General features: G+C 54.6%; 11 protein-coding genes. 3 read left to right on the forward strand and 8 right to left on the reverse strand.

Annotation, left to right across the window (positions count from 1 at the left end; translation table 11 throughout):
* Window positions 1-34: 34 nt before the first annotated feature.
* Complete coding sequence (locus tag GJ746_RS17095; protein WP_154681271.1) at window positions 35-1,504, reverse strand: amino acid permease; 1,470 nt, start codon at window positions 1,502-1,504, stop codon at window positions 35-37.
* A 159-nt stretch (window positions 1,505-1,663) separates the two neighbouring features.
* A complete protein-coding gene (gene yieE / locus GJ746_RS17100) occupies window positions 1,664-2,530 on the reverse strand; it encodes a DNA-binding transcriptional regulator YeiE (RefSeq protein WP_154681272.1) in 867 nt (288 codons plus the stop codon).
* A 172-nt stretch (window positions 2,531-2,702) separates the two neighbouring features.
* On the opposite strand from yieE, the gene GJ746_RS17105 reads away from it, so the two are divergent.
* From GJ746_RS17105 to GJ746_RS17115, 3 genes are all read left to right on the forward strand, one after another.
* Window positions 2,703-3,752, forward strand: coding sequence for a YeiH family protein (locus GJ746_RS17105; protein ID WP_154681273.1), 1,050 nt, complete (start codon window positions 2,703-2,705; stop codon window positions 3,750-3,752).
* Window positions 3,753-3,844: 92 nt separating this feature from the next.
* Window positions 3,845-4,702 (forward strand): deoxyribonuclease IV, encoded by an 858-nt coding sequence (nfo, locus tag GJ746_RS17110; RefSeq protein WP_154681274.1) that lies wholly within the window; start codon window positions 3,845-3,847, stop codon window positions 4,700-4,702.
* Between the two features lies 1 nt (window position 4,703).
* Window positions 4,704-5,792 carry a sugar kinase gene (locus GJ746_RS17115; RefSeq protein ID WP_154681275.1) on the forward strand — a complete coding sequence of 363 codons (1,089 nt, stop codon included), beginning with the start codon at window positions 4,704-4,706 and terminating at the stop codon, window positions 5,790-5,792.
* 36 nt (window positions 5,793-5,828) lie between these two features.
* Here the strand turns inward: GJ746_RS17115 and GJ746_RS17120 are convergent, their stop codons facing one another.
* The 6 genes from GJ746_RS17120 to fruB all read right to left on the reverse strand — a co-directional run bounded on the left by GJ746_RS17120 (window position 5,829) and on the right by fruB (window position 13,126).
* Window positions 5,829-7,079, reverse strand: coding sequence for a NupC/NupG family nucleoside CNT transporter (locus GJ746_RS17120; RefSeq protein ID WP_154681276.1), 1,251 nt, complete (start codon window positions 7,077-7,079; stop codon window positions 5,829-5,831).
* 96 nt (window positions 7,080-7,175) lie between these two features.
* Complete coding sequence (locus GJ746_RS17125; protein WP_154681277.1) at window positions 7,176-8,111, reverse strand: pseudouridine-5'-phosphate glycosidase; 936 nt, start codon at window positions 8,109-8,111, stop codon at window positions 7,176-7,178.
* Window positions 8,104-9,039 carry a pseudouridine kinase gene (locus GJ746_RS17130; protein WP_154681278.1) on the reverse strand — a complete coding sequence of 312 codons (936 nt, stop codon included), beginning with the start codon at window positions 9,037-9,039 and terminating at the stop codon, window positions 8,104-8,106. The genes GJ746_RS17125 and GJ746_RS17130 overlap by 8 nt, the downstream gene beginning before the upstream one ends.
* Before the next feature lie 315 nt (window positions 9,040-9,354).
* Window positions 9,355-11,040: a PTS fructose transporter subunit IIBC gene (gene fruA / locus GJ746_RS17135; RefSeq protein WP_154681279.1), complete on the reverse strand. Its 1,686-nt coding sequence runs from the start codon at window positions 11,038-11,040 to the stop codon at window positions 9,355-9,357.
* A gap of 16 nt (window positions 11,041-11,056) precedes the next feature.
* On the reverse strand, window positions 11,057-11,995 hold the full coding sequence (gene fruK / locus GJ746_RS17140) for a 1-phosphofructokinase (protein ID WP_154681280.1): 939 nt from the start codon (window positions 11,993-11,995) through the stop codon (window positions 11,057-11,059).
* Entirely contained in the window at window positions 11,996-13,126 is a 1,131-nt protein-coding gene (fruB, locus tag GJ746_RS17145; RefSeq protein ID WP_154681281.1) for a fused PTS fructose transporter subunit IIA/HPr protein, read from the reverse strand. It abuts the gene before it with no gap.
* Window positions 13,127-13,374 lie beyond the last annotated feature (248 nt).

Genomic DNA, 13,374 nt, shown 5'->3' on the forward strand with positions numbered 1-13,374 from the left:
GATGAGAGGGTTTTATTTAATGCTCCAGCAAAGCTTAGCCTTTAAAACGATCCGGGAACTTCATCTCGCTGTAGCGGACAAAGCGCGTTCCTTTTGCCAGCTTGTAGCCAAACCAGATAACCAGGAACAGCGGAATACCAATGTAGGTGGCCGCAACGCCGCCCCAGTCGATGGTGTCTTTGAGGAACGCTTCGTAGTTCTGTCCGAGGGTAATGATCAGACACAGGACGAAAGCGAAAATCGGCCCCAGCGGGAAGAAACCTGAGCGATACGGCAGGTTATTCAGGTCATTTCCCTGCAGCACGTAGCCACGACGGAAGCGATAATGGCTGATAGCAATCCCCAGCCACGCAATAAAGCCGGTCATCCCTGAAGTGTTCAGCAGCCACAGGTAAACGGTCTGATTACCAAACATCGAGCTCAGGAAGCACAGCCCCGCTATCACCGTTGTCGCATACAGCGCGTTACGAGGAACACCGCCTTTCGACAGCTTAGAGAAAATTCGCGGCGCTTTGCCATCGCAGGCCAGGGTGTAGAGCATACGGGTCGATGCGTACATCCCGGAGTTACCCGCCGACAGTACCGCAGTCAGGATAACCGCGTTCATTATCGCCGCTGCTGACAACAGTCCCGCATGCTGGAATACCAGCGTAAACGGGCTAACGGAGATATCTTTTACGTCATTGCGCAGCAGGCTGGGATCGGTATACGGGATAATCAGACTGATAATCAGGATTGCGAAGACATAGAACAGTAGGATACGCCAGAACACCTGGCGCACGGCGCGCGGAATATTCTTCTCCGGATTTTCCGACTCGCCTGCCGCGATGCCGATAAGCTCGGTTCCCTGGAACGAGAAGCCGACGATCATCGCCACGCCAATCATCGCCGCAAACCCACCGGCAAACGGCGCATCATCGACAACCCAGTTGCTCCAGCCTGCGGGCTGAGCGCCTTTGAAGATGCCAAAGATCATCATCACGCCGACGATGATAAAGATAATGACGGTGGCAACTTTGATCAGCGAGAACCAGTATTCCGCTTCACCAAAGCCTTTGACCGAAATCCAGTTAAGCAGGAACATGATACCGAGGAACAGCGCGCTCCATACCCAGCCGGGGGCATCGGGGAACCAGTAGGTCATCACCAGCTGAGCGGCAACGAGGTCTACGGCGATGGTCACCGCCCAGTTGTACCAGTAGTTCCAGCCCAGCGCGAAGCCAAAGCCTTCCTCAACGTAGTTTTGCCCATAGGTCGCAAAAGAGCCGGACACCGGCATAAACGCCGCCAGCTCGCCGAGACTGGTCATCAGGAAATAGACCATCAGGCCGATGAGAATATAAGAGAGCAACGCCCCGCCCGGGCCCGCCTGAGAAATCGTTGCGCCAGAGGCAACAAAAAGACCTGTACCGATGGAACCGCCAATAGCGATCATGGTCAAGTGGCGCGCCTTCAGTTCACGACGTAAACCGGGCGCTTCTGTGGTTTTAGTATCCGAAACCATGTGAAAATGCTATCCATCCAAAAAACGAGGCGAGATTGTAGCAGACAGTCCGGGCTCCATCCGATACAAATGCAAAGTTATAAGAGAGCTTCATGATCGAGCGTGGATTATTAGTAAAGCATGAAAACCTGAAAACGCCAGCGCCCATTCCGTTCGTTTCTACACTTCGCAATAATGCAGAAATCGTTGTAATGCCTTGGAAATATGCTTCTGCCGATGATGAATGCGCCACAGGGTACGGGTCAAACGCGGCAGCGGAATCGCCAGCTCCACCAGCGACCCCACTTCAAGCTGTTCCGCTACCACCCGTCGCGACAGGCAGCTAATGCCCAGACCGTGGCGCACCGCATGCTTGATAGCCTCAGAGTTACCGAGCTCCATCCCCAGATGAAACGCCGGTAGATGCGATAATAATAAATAGTCGACAATTTCCCGGGTCCCGGAGCCGTGCTCGCGTAATATCCACGGCGCTTCCGCCAGCCGTTGCAGCGTCACCTCCCCTTCCAGCAGCGGTGAATCCGGCGCGGCGAAGACCACCAGTTCATCCTCCAGCCAGGGTTCGGCGATAATATCCGCAGCGTGGCAGGGACCTTCAATCAGCCCAATATCCACCCGCAGATCGGCCACCGCATTGATCACGTCCTGGCTATTGCCCACGCTGAGCTCCAGCGGTAAATCCGGAAGGTCGCGTCGGTAGCGCGCAATGATTTCCGGCAAAATATAGTTGCCGATGGTGCTGCTGGCGTAGACGCGAATCGCCCCGTTGTCGCCGCGAAACAGCTGCTCTATCTCCAGCGCGCGCTCCAGCAGGGCCAGCGCGCGCGGATAAAGCAGCCTGCCGTGCTCGTTGACCACCAGCCTTTTACCCACGCGGTCAAAGAGCTGGACGCCCAGCTGCCCTTCGAGATCGGTGAGCGCCGCGCTGACCGCCGACTGCGAAAGCGCCAGCATTTGCGAGGCCTGGGTCGTCGACCCGCTTTTCAGAACTTCAGCAAAAACTTCCAGCTGCCGTAGCGTGATATGCATGATTTTTCCTGCCTTTATAGACGACCCGGCATCCGCCGCTGAGGCTTATGTACATCGTGCCCAAACCGCGAAACCGCTCGTTTACCACTTATTACGATTAATTATAAATATATAATCAATTTTATATTTAAACCAGCGAGTCGTATGCTTTTCCCAGACAAAGGAGAAGGTTATGACAGCACTCACTCTTCCGACTAAACATCGCCCATTGCGGCATTTTGCACCTGGACTGGCGCTGACCGCCGTGCTCACCGGCGCAGCGCTGTGGGCCGGTAGTTTTCCGGCCATCGCCGGCGCGGGCTTCAGCGCCCTCACGCTGGCCATTTTGTTCGGCATGGTCATCGGTAACACGGTTTACCCGAAAATCTGGCAGCCCTGCGACGGCGGCGTAATCTTTGCCAAACAGCACCTGCTGCGCCTCGGCATCATTTTATACGGCTTTCGCCTGACCTTCGCCCAGATTGCCGACGTTGGCGTCGGCGGTATCGTGATTGACGTTCTGACGCTTTCCAGCACCTTTTTTATCGCCTGTTTTCTTGGGCAAAAGGTATTCGGGCTGGATAAACATACCAGCTGGTTGATTGGCGCCGGGAGCAGCATCTGCGGCGCGGCGGCGATACTGGCGACGGAACCGGTAGTTAAAGCAGAAGCCAGCAAGGTAACGGTCGCGGTGGCGACGGTGGTCATTTTCGGCACCATTGCTATCTTCCTGTACCCAGCAATCTATCCGTTCCTGACGCAGTGGTTTACGCCGGAAGCCTACGGCATTTATATGGGTTCGACGATGCATGAGGTTGCTCAGGTCGTCGCCGCTGGCCACGCCGTTAGCCCGGACGCGGAAAACGCGGCGGTAATTGCCAAAATGCTGCGCGTGATGATGCTGGCTCCGTTCCTGCTGTTCCTTGCCGCCCGCGTTAAGCAATTAGCTCCGGCAAACAGCGGTGAAAAAAGCAAAATCACCATTCCGTGGTTTGCGATCCTGTTTATTCTGGTTGCGGTATTTAACTCTTTCCACCTGCTGCCAAAAGCGGTAGTCGATTTACTGGTGACCCTGGATACGGTACTGCTGGCAATGGCAATGGCCGCCCTTGGCCTGACCACCCACGTCAGCGCGTTGAAAAAAGCCGGCGCCAAACCGCTGCTGATGGCGCTGATGCTCTTCGTCTGGCTGATTGTCGGCGGCGGCGCAATTAACCTGGCCATTCATAGCCTGCTGGCGTGAAGCCCGCTGCTCAGGTTGTATTAAGGATGATGTAACTCTCCGGCTAAGCCGCTATCATTACCCTCCCCCCAGCGGCTTAACTGGAGTTTTTTATGAAATATATTGGAGCGCACGTCAGCGCCTCCGGCGGTGTTGCCAATGCCGCCATTCGCGCAGCCGAAATCGGCGCGACCGCATTTGCCCTCTTCACCAAAAATCAGCGCCAGTGGCGCGCCGCTCCACTGAGCGACGAAACCATTGCTGAATTTAAAGCCGCCTGTGAAAAGCATCATTTTGGACCGGGGCAAATTCTGCCGCACGACAGCTATCTGATTAACCTTGGTCATCCGGTTGCGGACGCGCTGGAAAAATCCCGCGATGCCTTTATTGATGAGCTCTCCCGCTGCCAGCAGCTCGGCCTGACGCTGCTAAATTTCCATCCGGGTAGTCATCTGCAGCAAATCCCGGAAGACGAATGTCTGGCGCGTATCGCCGAATCTATTAATATCGCGCTGGCAAAAACCGAAGGCGTTACGGCGGTCATCGAAAACACCGCCGGCCAGGGGAGTAACCTGGGGTTCAAGTTTGAGCATCTGGCGGCCATTATCGACGGCGTGGAAGATAAATCGCGGGTCGGCGTATGCATTGATACCTGCCACGCTTTCGCCGCCGGCTACGATCTGCGCAGCGCAGAAGAGTGCAAAAAAACCTTCGCTGATTTCGAACGAATTGTCGGATTTCAGTATCTGCGCGGTATGCACCTGAACGATGCAAAAAGCACGTTCGGCAGTCGCGTTGACCGTCACCATAGCCTCGGGGAAGGCAATATCGGCCATGATGCCTTCCGCTGGATCATGCAGGACCGCCGTTTTGACGGCATCCCGCTGATTCTGGAAACGATCAATCCTGATATCTGGGCGGAAGAGATCGCCTGGCTACGGGCTCAGCAAACGGAAGAGGCCACCGTCTGATATGAACGACAGGGAAAAGCAGATCCTCAAAATTTTGCGGCGCAATCCGCTGATTCAGCAGCATGAGATTGCCGATATTCTGCAGATTAGCCGCTCCCGCGTAGCCGCGCACATCATGGATCTCACCCGCAAGGGAGCCATCAAGGGCAAAGGCTATATCCTCACCGAGCAGGAGTATTGCGTCTCGCTGGGGGCGGTGAATATGGATATCCGCGGAATTGCCGATATCCATTATCCGCAGCCCGTCTCCAACCCGGGTAATATCCAGTGCTCAGCCGGCGGCGTGGCGCGAAATATCGCACATAACCTGGCGCTGCTCGGCCGCGATGTGCATTTGATTTCCGCCGTCGGCAGCGATTTTTACGGCGAAACGCTGCTGGAGCAAACCCGGCAGGCCGGCGTTAACGTGCAAAGCTGTATCCGCCTGCACGGCCATAACACCGCCACCTATCTATCCATCGCGAATCCGCAGGAAGAAACGGTCCTTGCGATTAACGATACCCATATTTTACAGTCGCTCACCCCGCAGCTGCTGAATCAGTACCGCGATCTGTTGACTCATGCAGGCGTCGTTCTGGTCGATTGTAATTTAACGGAACAGTCGCTGGAGTGGGTGTTCACGCTGGCAAGCGCTATTCCGGTATTTGTCGATACCGTGTCGGAGTTTAAAGCACACCGCATCAGACCGTGGCTGGGAAAAATTCATACCCTCAAACCGACGCTGCGCGAACTGCAGATCCTCTGGGGACATCCCATTGACAACGAAGCGGATCGCGATCGGGCCCTGGCCTGGCTGCACGAGCGGGGAACTCAGCGCGTGGTGATTTGTTCAGAGAATGACACGATTTTCTGCAGCGAAGCTAGCGGCGAACGTTTCCAGATGAGTTTGCCTGAACATACGGCGATAGACCGCTTCGGCGCCGACGATGCGCTAATGGCCGGGCTTCTCTATAGCTACCTCGACGGCAGCGACTTTAAAGAAAGCGCCGCCTTTTCCATGGCGTGTACCGCCATTACCCGCGCCAGCAGCGGTATTAACAACCCCTCTTTATCGGTTGATAACGCGCTTAACCTGCTTGCGCAGATGTAACAGCGTGCGCCGCAGTCGCGGTGCACGCATGGTTTTTTATGCCAGACCAATAAAAAAGCCGGCGATAGTAGCGCTCATCAGGTTAGAAAGGGTTGCCGCCGCCAGAGCGCGCAGCCCAAGCTGGGCTATTTCCGGCGCACGCTGCGGTGAAATCGCAGAAAACGCCCCGACGACGACGCCGATTGAACCAAAGTTGGCGAAACCACACAGCGCGAACGATATAATCGCAATGGTTTTCACGTCCAGGGCGCCACCGGTTTGCAGATACGGCGAAAAGTTGAGGTAGGCGACAAATTCGTTTATCGCCAGCTTTTGCCCAATCAGGCTACCCGCCAGCGTCGCATCGCTCCAGTCAACGCCCATGATCCATGCCAGCGGCGCGAGCAGAAAACCGAAAATCCCTTCCAGAGTGGCATGACCATAGCCAAACCAGCCGCCAATTCCGCCGATAATACCGTTCAGCAGAGCGATAATCGCCACAAACGCCATGACTACCGTTGCCACTCCGGCAGCAATTTTCAGTCCAGTCATCGCTCCGGATGCCGCCGCCTCGATAACGCTTTTTGGCGGCGTTTCGGTAAAAGAGAGATTATCAAAAGTAACCTGCGATACTTCGGTTGCCGGACTCAGCATACGGGCGAACAGAATACCGCCGGGGATAGCCATTAGCGAAGCGGCCAGCAGGTAATCGATCGGCACGCCCATCCCGGCATAGCCGATCATCATCGAGCCGGCAATTGACGCCATTCCGCTGCAAATCGCGGTAAACAGTTCGTTGCGGTTGAGCTTATCAATAAATGGTTTAACGATCGCCGGGATCTCATTTTGCCCAAGAAAGATGGTGGTCACGGCGACAAAAGACTCAATCTTGCTGATATTCAGCGCCTTCTGAAAGATGCCACCCAGCATACGGATTAGCAGCCCCATTACGCCAAGGTAGTAAAGCAGACTTATCAGCGCGGTAACAAAGATAATGGCGGGCAGGACGCGGAAAGCGAAGATAAAGCCGGCGCCGTCAAACAGTACATCCATTTTCGGTCCAACCAGCGAACCAAAAATAAATGCGCTTCCGGCGTCGCTGTAGGACATAACTTTATGCACTCCCAGCGCCGCCTGCTCTACCAGCCATTTGCCGGGCGGAAAATAGAGCATAACTCCGCCAATCACGATCTGCAGCAGCAGCGCTGCCCCTACGGTTCTGATACTGATGCGTTTTTTGTTCACTGACAGCACAAAGGCGATGGCCAGCAATACCACCATCCCCAAAAGACTTCTCATGATGTCCATAATGATATCCTTACCTGGTGGAAAACCCGGCGTCAGGCCAGGCTTTCGGTATCTCTGATATCGGGGCGGGCAACCGCAAACAGCCCGCAACTGTCGTCAGGCTATTTGTTGATACTCTTTGGCAATTTCGCAGGCGAGAATGGCGTTGTTAAACACCAGCTGAATATTGGACTTCAGGCTATCTCCACCGGTCAGCTCAGCAACGCGGGCCAGCAGGAACGGCGTACTTTCTTTACCCACTACGCCCTGTTCTTCCGCTTCCTTGACAGCCTGGTTGATGGCGACGTTAATTTTCGCTTCCGGCATCGCAAACTGTTCCGGTATCGGGTTCGCCACCACCATGCCGCCATTGAGGCCGGATTGCCATTTCACCGCCATGGCTTTGGCGATTTCTTTGGCGCTATTAAGACGAATGCTGACCTCAAACGGGCTGGTTCGGCAGAAAAAAGCCGGGAGCGCCGAAGTTTGATAACCAATAAGCGGAACGCCGTAAGTTTCTAAATATTCGGTGGTTAACCCGAGGTCGAGAATAGATTTTGCGCCAGCACAAACCACGGTGACGTTAGTATTTGCCAGCTCCTGCAAATCTGCAGAAATATCAAAAGTACGTTCAGCACCACGATGAACGCCGCCAATACCGCCGGTAGCAAAGACTTTTATTCCGGCCATTGCAGCAATAATCATGGTAGAAGCTACGGTAGTCGCGCCGTTTAATCCCGCGGCGACGACAAAAGGTAAATCACGACGGCTAACTTTGGTGACGTTATGCCCTTCACGTCCAAGCAATTCAATTTCCTCACGGCTCAAACCGACCTTCATTACGCCATGTATAATTGCGATAGTTGCCGGCACTGCACCCTGACGGCGAATAGTTTCTTCAACTTCCAGCGCCGTTTGTGCATTTTCGGGGAACGGCATACCGTGGGAAATAATAGTTGATTCCAGCGCCACAACCGGTTGATTATTTTTTAATGCCTGCTGGACTTCCGCAGAAACCTGTAATAATTCAGGGGAAATATTTAATTCAGACATATTCTTTCTCCACTAATTTTTTTACGTTTGCGTAAGATAATTCAGGGTTATTGGTAAATTCCGATGAAAGCGCCAGAGAAGAACATCCCTGCGCAAACTTCACCGCTTGCGAAAATGAACAACCATCAAGCCAGCAGCAGGCAAGACCGGCCATCATGGCATCACCGGCGCCGGTCACGTTAACAACCTGGGTTTTTAGCGGCGCAGACCAGCCCCGCTCGCCGTCTTTCTCGCTGTAGTAAACCCCGTCGCCCCCCATGCTAAGCACCAGGCGCTTCAGGCCGTGCCGGTGAAACCAATCGGCAACGCGGGCCACGTCATCAGTGCCGGACAGCGCGATTCCGCTCAGGGTTTCAGCCTCAATTCGGTTCGGTTTCAGCGTGTGAATACGGCCCAGGTGCTGACTGATTTTTACGCATTTCCAGGCTGAAACCGGGTCAACAAAAACAGGCGTTGAGCCAGTGTTTTCCATCAACCAGACCAGCGCCGATTCGCTAATATTACAATCAACGATAATGACCGCAGCATTTTGGATAAAATCATAATGTTGGCTCAGAAATGCCGGCGTAATATGCTCAGTAATGCTCATATCATTTATCGCCACCAGCATTTCTCCGGTATTATCAAGCAGCGATAAATAGCTCGACGTGCCCTCCCCCTTAACGATCTGACATTTATCAACATGGACCCCGGACTGGGCCGTTTGCTTTAATAGCGAATGTCCATAAAAATCATCACCCACGACGGATAACAACCACGCTGGTTTATTCAACAAGGCAATGTTTTGTGCAATATTCCGCCCCACGCCGCCGGGGGTATATTTTATCTTTCCGGGATTAGAATCAGCATAGTTCAACGAAACACTGGAATAGCCAGCAACATCCATATTTGCTGATCCAATAATTACAACGTAATCATTTTCAGGCATAAAAATACCCTCCAACAGAAAAAATGCTATGGCAGTAGAGTTATTCAATATTTTTAAATATACGCACCTCACCCTCAATTGAACACATGTTTATATTTGAACATGTGTTTATGTTAAGTGAGTTACTTTTAAAGTAAAGAGGCGTCAAGGAGGGTTTTCATGTGAATATGAACAAAATCACAAAATTTGCGCAGTATGGTTTTTAAACAGTTTAAAAATGCGAAGGAGAGCACATCGGCCCGGGTGAGCAGAGCAAGGAAAGCGCATAAAAAAGGGCAGAGAAGACTCTGCCCTGGAAAGCGTTCAGAAAGTCAATCAGGCTACTTTTTCTTCCGCCTGGACTTCAGGGCGTTTCAGTACCGCATAAGAGAGACCTGCGACCAGCGTACCGATAACAATCGCCAGCAGATATCCGAGCACCGGCGTAATCGCGCCAGGGATCAGCAGGACGAACAGGCCACCGTGCGGCGCCATCAGTTTCGCGCCAACCCACATGGACATCGCCCCGGTCACCGCACCGCCAACGATGCAGCAAGGCAGGACGCGCATCGGGTCACGGGCAGCGAACGGAATCGCACCTTCGGTGATAAAGCACAGGCCAAGTACCAGTGCCGCCTTGCCGCCTTCCTGCTGCGCTTTGTCGAACTTTTTGCGCGCAATCAGCGTTGCCAGGCCCAGCGCCAGCGGTGGAACCATACCCGCAGCCATAATTGCCGCCATCGGTGCATAAGTTTGGGTACTCAGCAGGCCAACCCCAAAGGCGTAGGCCGCCTTGTTCACCGGACCGCCCATATCGGTACACATCATACCGCCGAGGATCGCACCGAGCAGAACCGCGTTCGCCGTCCCCATGGTTTGCAGCCAGTGGGTCAGACCTTCAAGGATCCCGGCAACCGGTTTACCAATCAGGTAAATCATCGCCAGACCGACGATCAGGCTGGAAACCAGCGGAATAATCAGGATCGGTTTCAGCGCTTCCATACTTTGCGGTAGCTTAAGCCTGGTACTAATCGCTTTCGCGACATAACCGGCCAGGAAACCGGCGATGATGCCGCCGATAAAGCCAGACCCGGTGCTTACCGCCAGCATACCGCCGATAAGACCCGGCGTCAGGCCCGGACGATCGGCGATGGAGAAGGCGATGAAACCCGCCAGTACCGGTACCATCAGCGCGAAAGCGGAGCCGCCGCCGATTTGCATCAGCGCTGCGGCCAGGGTGTCTTTAACCTCAAAGGCTTTAATCCCAAAAGCAAAGGAGAGCGCGATACACAGGCCGCCCGCCACCACCATCGGCAGCATGTATGACACACCGGTCAGCAGATGACGATAGGCGCCGGCGGACTCTTTTTTACCTTCCGCCGCCTGCTGGGTTTTGCCCGCAGGTTGATACGGTTTCGCCTCAACAACGGCTTTATCCAGCTCCTGAGCCGTTTTTTTCAGCGCCAGACCGGTAGTGGTGCGATACATCGGCTTACCGGCGAACTTCGCCAGATCCACTTCGATATCAGCAGCGACTACGACCAGATCTGCTTGTTCAACCTCTTCCGCAGTGATGGCATTGCCCGCGCCCACGGAGCCGCGCGTTTCAACTTTTACCCACCAGCCGCGTTTTTTGGCTTCGGTTTCAATCGCTTCCGCCGCCATAAAGGTATGCGCGACGCCGGTCGGGCAGGCGGTGACCGCCACAATACGTTTTGGACCGTTAGCGGCAGCCGGTGAAGCAGCAGCCGGAGCGGTATAAGGCGTTGCGTGGCTTTTGGCTTCCCCGAGGAACAGCTCCGGATGGGCAACGGCACGATTAATATCGCCGAGATAGACCTTTTTGCCATTCAGCGCGCTGTCAGCCGGCAGCGCCGTGCCCAGCACAATCGCCAGCTCAGCGTCGTTCGGGTTATCAATCAGTTCGAGTTGCGCTTTTTGCGCCGCGGTGCCCAACAGAGTCTTCGCCATATAGGCGCGAGCCTGTCCAAGCCCGGCATCAATAATCAGCAGCGTTTTCATTATGCCTCTCCTGCTGTTAATTAAAGGGTTGTAAGTCGACGCGCGCCATCATTGCGGCCAACTGGGTACGGTCGGTAATACCTACATTGCTCTGACTCACCGCCAGCGCGGCAACGGCGGTTGCCAGACGCAGCGTATGTTCGCTGGACTCACGCATCAGCAGGCCGTAAATCAGGCCGCCAACCATCGAATCACCGGCACCAACGGTGCTGACCACGTCTACCGCAGGCGGCTTGGCAATCCACTCTCCGGATGCGTTAACCCACAGGGCGCCCTCTTCACCAAGGGAAATAACCACGTGGGCAATCCCCTGCTCGCGTAGCGCATGTGCGGCATCAATCACGTCTTTCATCTCGGGCAGCTTGCGGCCGGCCCAGATCTCCAGCTCGCGACGGTTGGGCTTAACCAGCCATGGCGCCGCTTTCAGACCGGCTACCAGCGCTTCGCGGCTGCTGTCAAAAATGATGCACGGGCACTGGCTGCGCAGACGGGTCATCCAGTCGGTAAACGCTTCCGGGCTCACGCCTGACGGTAAGCTGCCGCTCACGCAGACCATATCGAACTGTCCCAGCCAGCTGAGAGAATCATTAACAAAGCGCTCCCAGTCGCCAGGCGTTACTTCAAATCCCGAGAAGTTGAAGTCGGTTACTTCGCCATCTTTCTCAGTCAGCTTGACGTTGATACGGGTACGCCCCTGCACCACCTGAAAACGGTTAGCGATCCCCAGCTCGCTGAACAACTGCTGAAAACCATCCTGATTATCTTTACCGAGAAAACCGCCTACGGTGACGTCAATACCAAGATCTTTCAGCACTTTTGCAACGTTGATCCCCTTCCCTGCGGCGTGCAAACCGGTCGTGCGAACAAGGTTAACCTCGCCACGTTCAATTTCCGGGGTAAAACCCACCAGGTCATAGGCCGGATTCAAAGTAATCGTTGCGACACGTCTGCTCATTTATGCGCCCTCCCCAAGGCCTGCGGCGATAGCTTCGCCAATCGCATCCAGCGCCTGCTGCGCATCTTCACCCTGTGCGGTAAAACGCAAGCGGTGACCTTTTTTCACGCCCAGCGCCACAACTTTCATCAGGCTGCGGCCGTTTGCCGGTTTACCCGAACCATCAAGGTTGGTGACGGTGATGTCGCTGGAAAATTGTTTAATTGTATTAACCAGCATAGTGCCCGGACGCGCGTGCAGCCCGTGCTCGTTGCGGATAACGTATTCAGCGCTGAGAACATCTTCAGCAATAGCGTCATCGCTGGTCAGCAACGCCAGCAGCGTGGCGCCATCAGCCTTCAGCAAACGGTCAGCTTTTTTATCGAGCAGCAAATTGCTCAGGCGGTTAAGCACCGCGGTTGGCCGATCGTCGGCCATCGCAACGGTTATCAGCAGCGATACCGGCTGCTCATCGCTGGTAAAAGGAGTCGCTGCGCGGCTGACGGCTACGGCGCTGCGCAAATTGCCTTCAGGGCTGTCATTCAGCCAGATCCCTTCGCCGAGATTCAGCGGTTTATCGTTAATAGTACGAGTCACAAAGGAAGCATCCACGGCGCCGGCTTCTTTCAGCCGCGCGGCGTTCAGCGCCTGCAGAGTCAGCAGATCGCTGGCAGCCACGTCCAGAGTCAGCGTATCGTTATCCAGCTTCAGCGCTTCGCTTTGCTTTTCACCCATGAGCAGGGCGCGCAGCTCTTCCGCCGTGGTCGCCGACTTAAGCTGTTCAGCAACCGAGTCGTCGCTCAGCACGTGGGTCAGCTGACGCAGCAGACCAAGGTGTTCATCCGAGCTGGCGGCAATACCGATGGCGACATAGGCGGTCTGCCCTTCGCCCCAGGTCACGCCCTGCGGAAACTGATAAACCTGAACGCCGGTTTTAAGCACCTGATCGCGCGTGTCGGTGGTACCGTGCGGAATCGCAATGCCGTTGCCAAGAAAAGTGGAGGTTTGCTGCTCGCGAGCCAGCATCCCGTTAACGTAGCCATCCGCCACATTGCCCGCGCTTACCAGCGCGGAAGCAACCTGACGAATAGCCTCTTCTTTATTACCGGCCTGCTGACCGGGATGAATATCCTGCACAGATAACTGGAACATGGTTCTCCTCTCCTGCTGAATTGAATCGTTTCAGCTACTTTGAGAAAAAATGCGTCATCTGTCCTGCCGGAGAATCTCCCGATGACGCTGAAACGTTTCAAGAAGTCTGTACCTTTATTACCCACCGCGCAAGAAAAGTTAGCATCCTGATAACAGAAATTAGAGATACAGCACACTTTTGCTGACGCGTGGATGAGCAACACGGCTAAACTTCAGCATTTTGCTGAAGTTAAATTTTGAAACGACTT

The organism is Klebsiella oxytoca, from assembly GCF_009707385.1.
Lineage (GTDB): Bacteria > Pseudomonadota > Gammaproteobacteria > Enterobacterales > Enterobacteriaceae > Klebsiella > Klebsiella oxytoca_C.

What these genes read in the sequence shown, in the direction of transcription:
- GJ746_RS17095 (WP_154681271.1), bottom strand. Translation starts at nt 1,504, where the DNA reads ATGGTTTCGGATACTAAAACCACAGAAGCGCCCGGTTTACGTCGTGAA.
- yieE (WP_154681272.1), bottom strand. Translation starts at nt 2,530, where the DNA reads ATGCATATCACGCTACGGCAGCTGGAAGTTTTTGCTGAAGTTCTGAAA.
- GJ746_RS17105 (WP_154681273.1), top strand. Translation starts at nt 2,703, where the DNA reads ATGACAGCACTCACTCTTCCGACTAAACATCGCCCATTGCGGCATTTT.
- nfo (WP_154681274.1), top strand. Translation starts at nt 3,845, where the DNA reads ATGAAATATATTGGAGCGCACGTCAGCGCCTCCGGCGGTGTTGCCAAT.
- GJ746_RS17115 (WP_154681275.1), top strand. Translation starts at nt 4,704, where the DNA reads ATGAACGACAGGGAAAAGCAGATCCTCAAAATTTTGCGGCGCAATCCG.
- GJ746_RS17120 (WP_154681276.1), bottom strand. Translation starts at nt 7,079, where the DNA reads ATGGACATCATGAGAAGTCTTTTGGGGATGGTGGTATTGCTGGCCATC.
- GJ746_RS17125 (WP_154681277.1), bottom strand. Translation starts at nt 8,111, where the DNA reads ATGTCTGAATTAAATATTTCCCCTGAATTATTACAGGTTTCTGCGGAA.
- GJ746_RS17130 (WP_154681278.1), bottom strand. Translation starts at nt 9,039, where the DNA reads ATGCCTGAAAATGATTACGTTGTAATTATTGGATCAGCAAATATGGAT.
- fruA (WP_154681279.1), bottom strand. Translation starts at nt 11,040, where the DNA reads ATGAAAACGCTGCTGATTATTGATGCCGGGCTTGGACAGGCTCGCGCC.
- fruK (WP_154681280.1), bottom strand. Translation starts at nt 11,995, where the DNA reads ATGAGCAGACGTGTCGCAACGATTACTTTGAATCCGGCCTATGACCTG.
- fruB (WP_154681281.1), bottom strand. Translation starts at nt 13,126, where the DNA reads ATGTTCCAGTTATCTGTGCAGGATATTCATCCCGGTCAGCAGGCCGGT.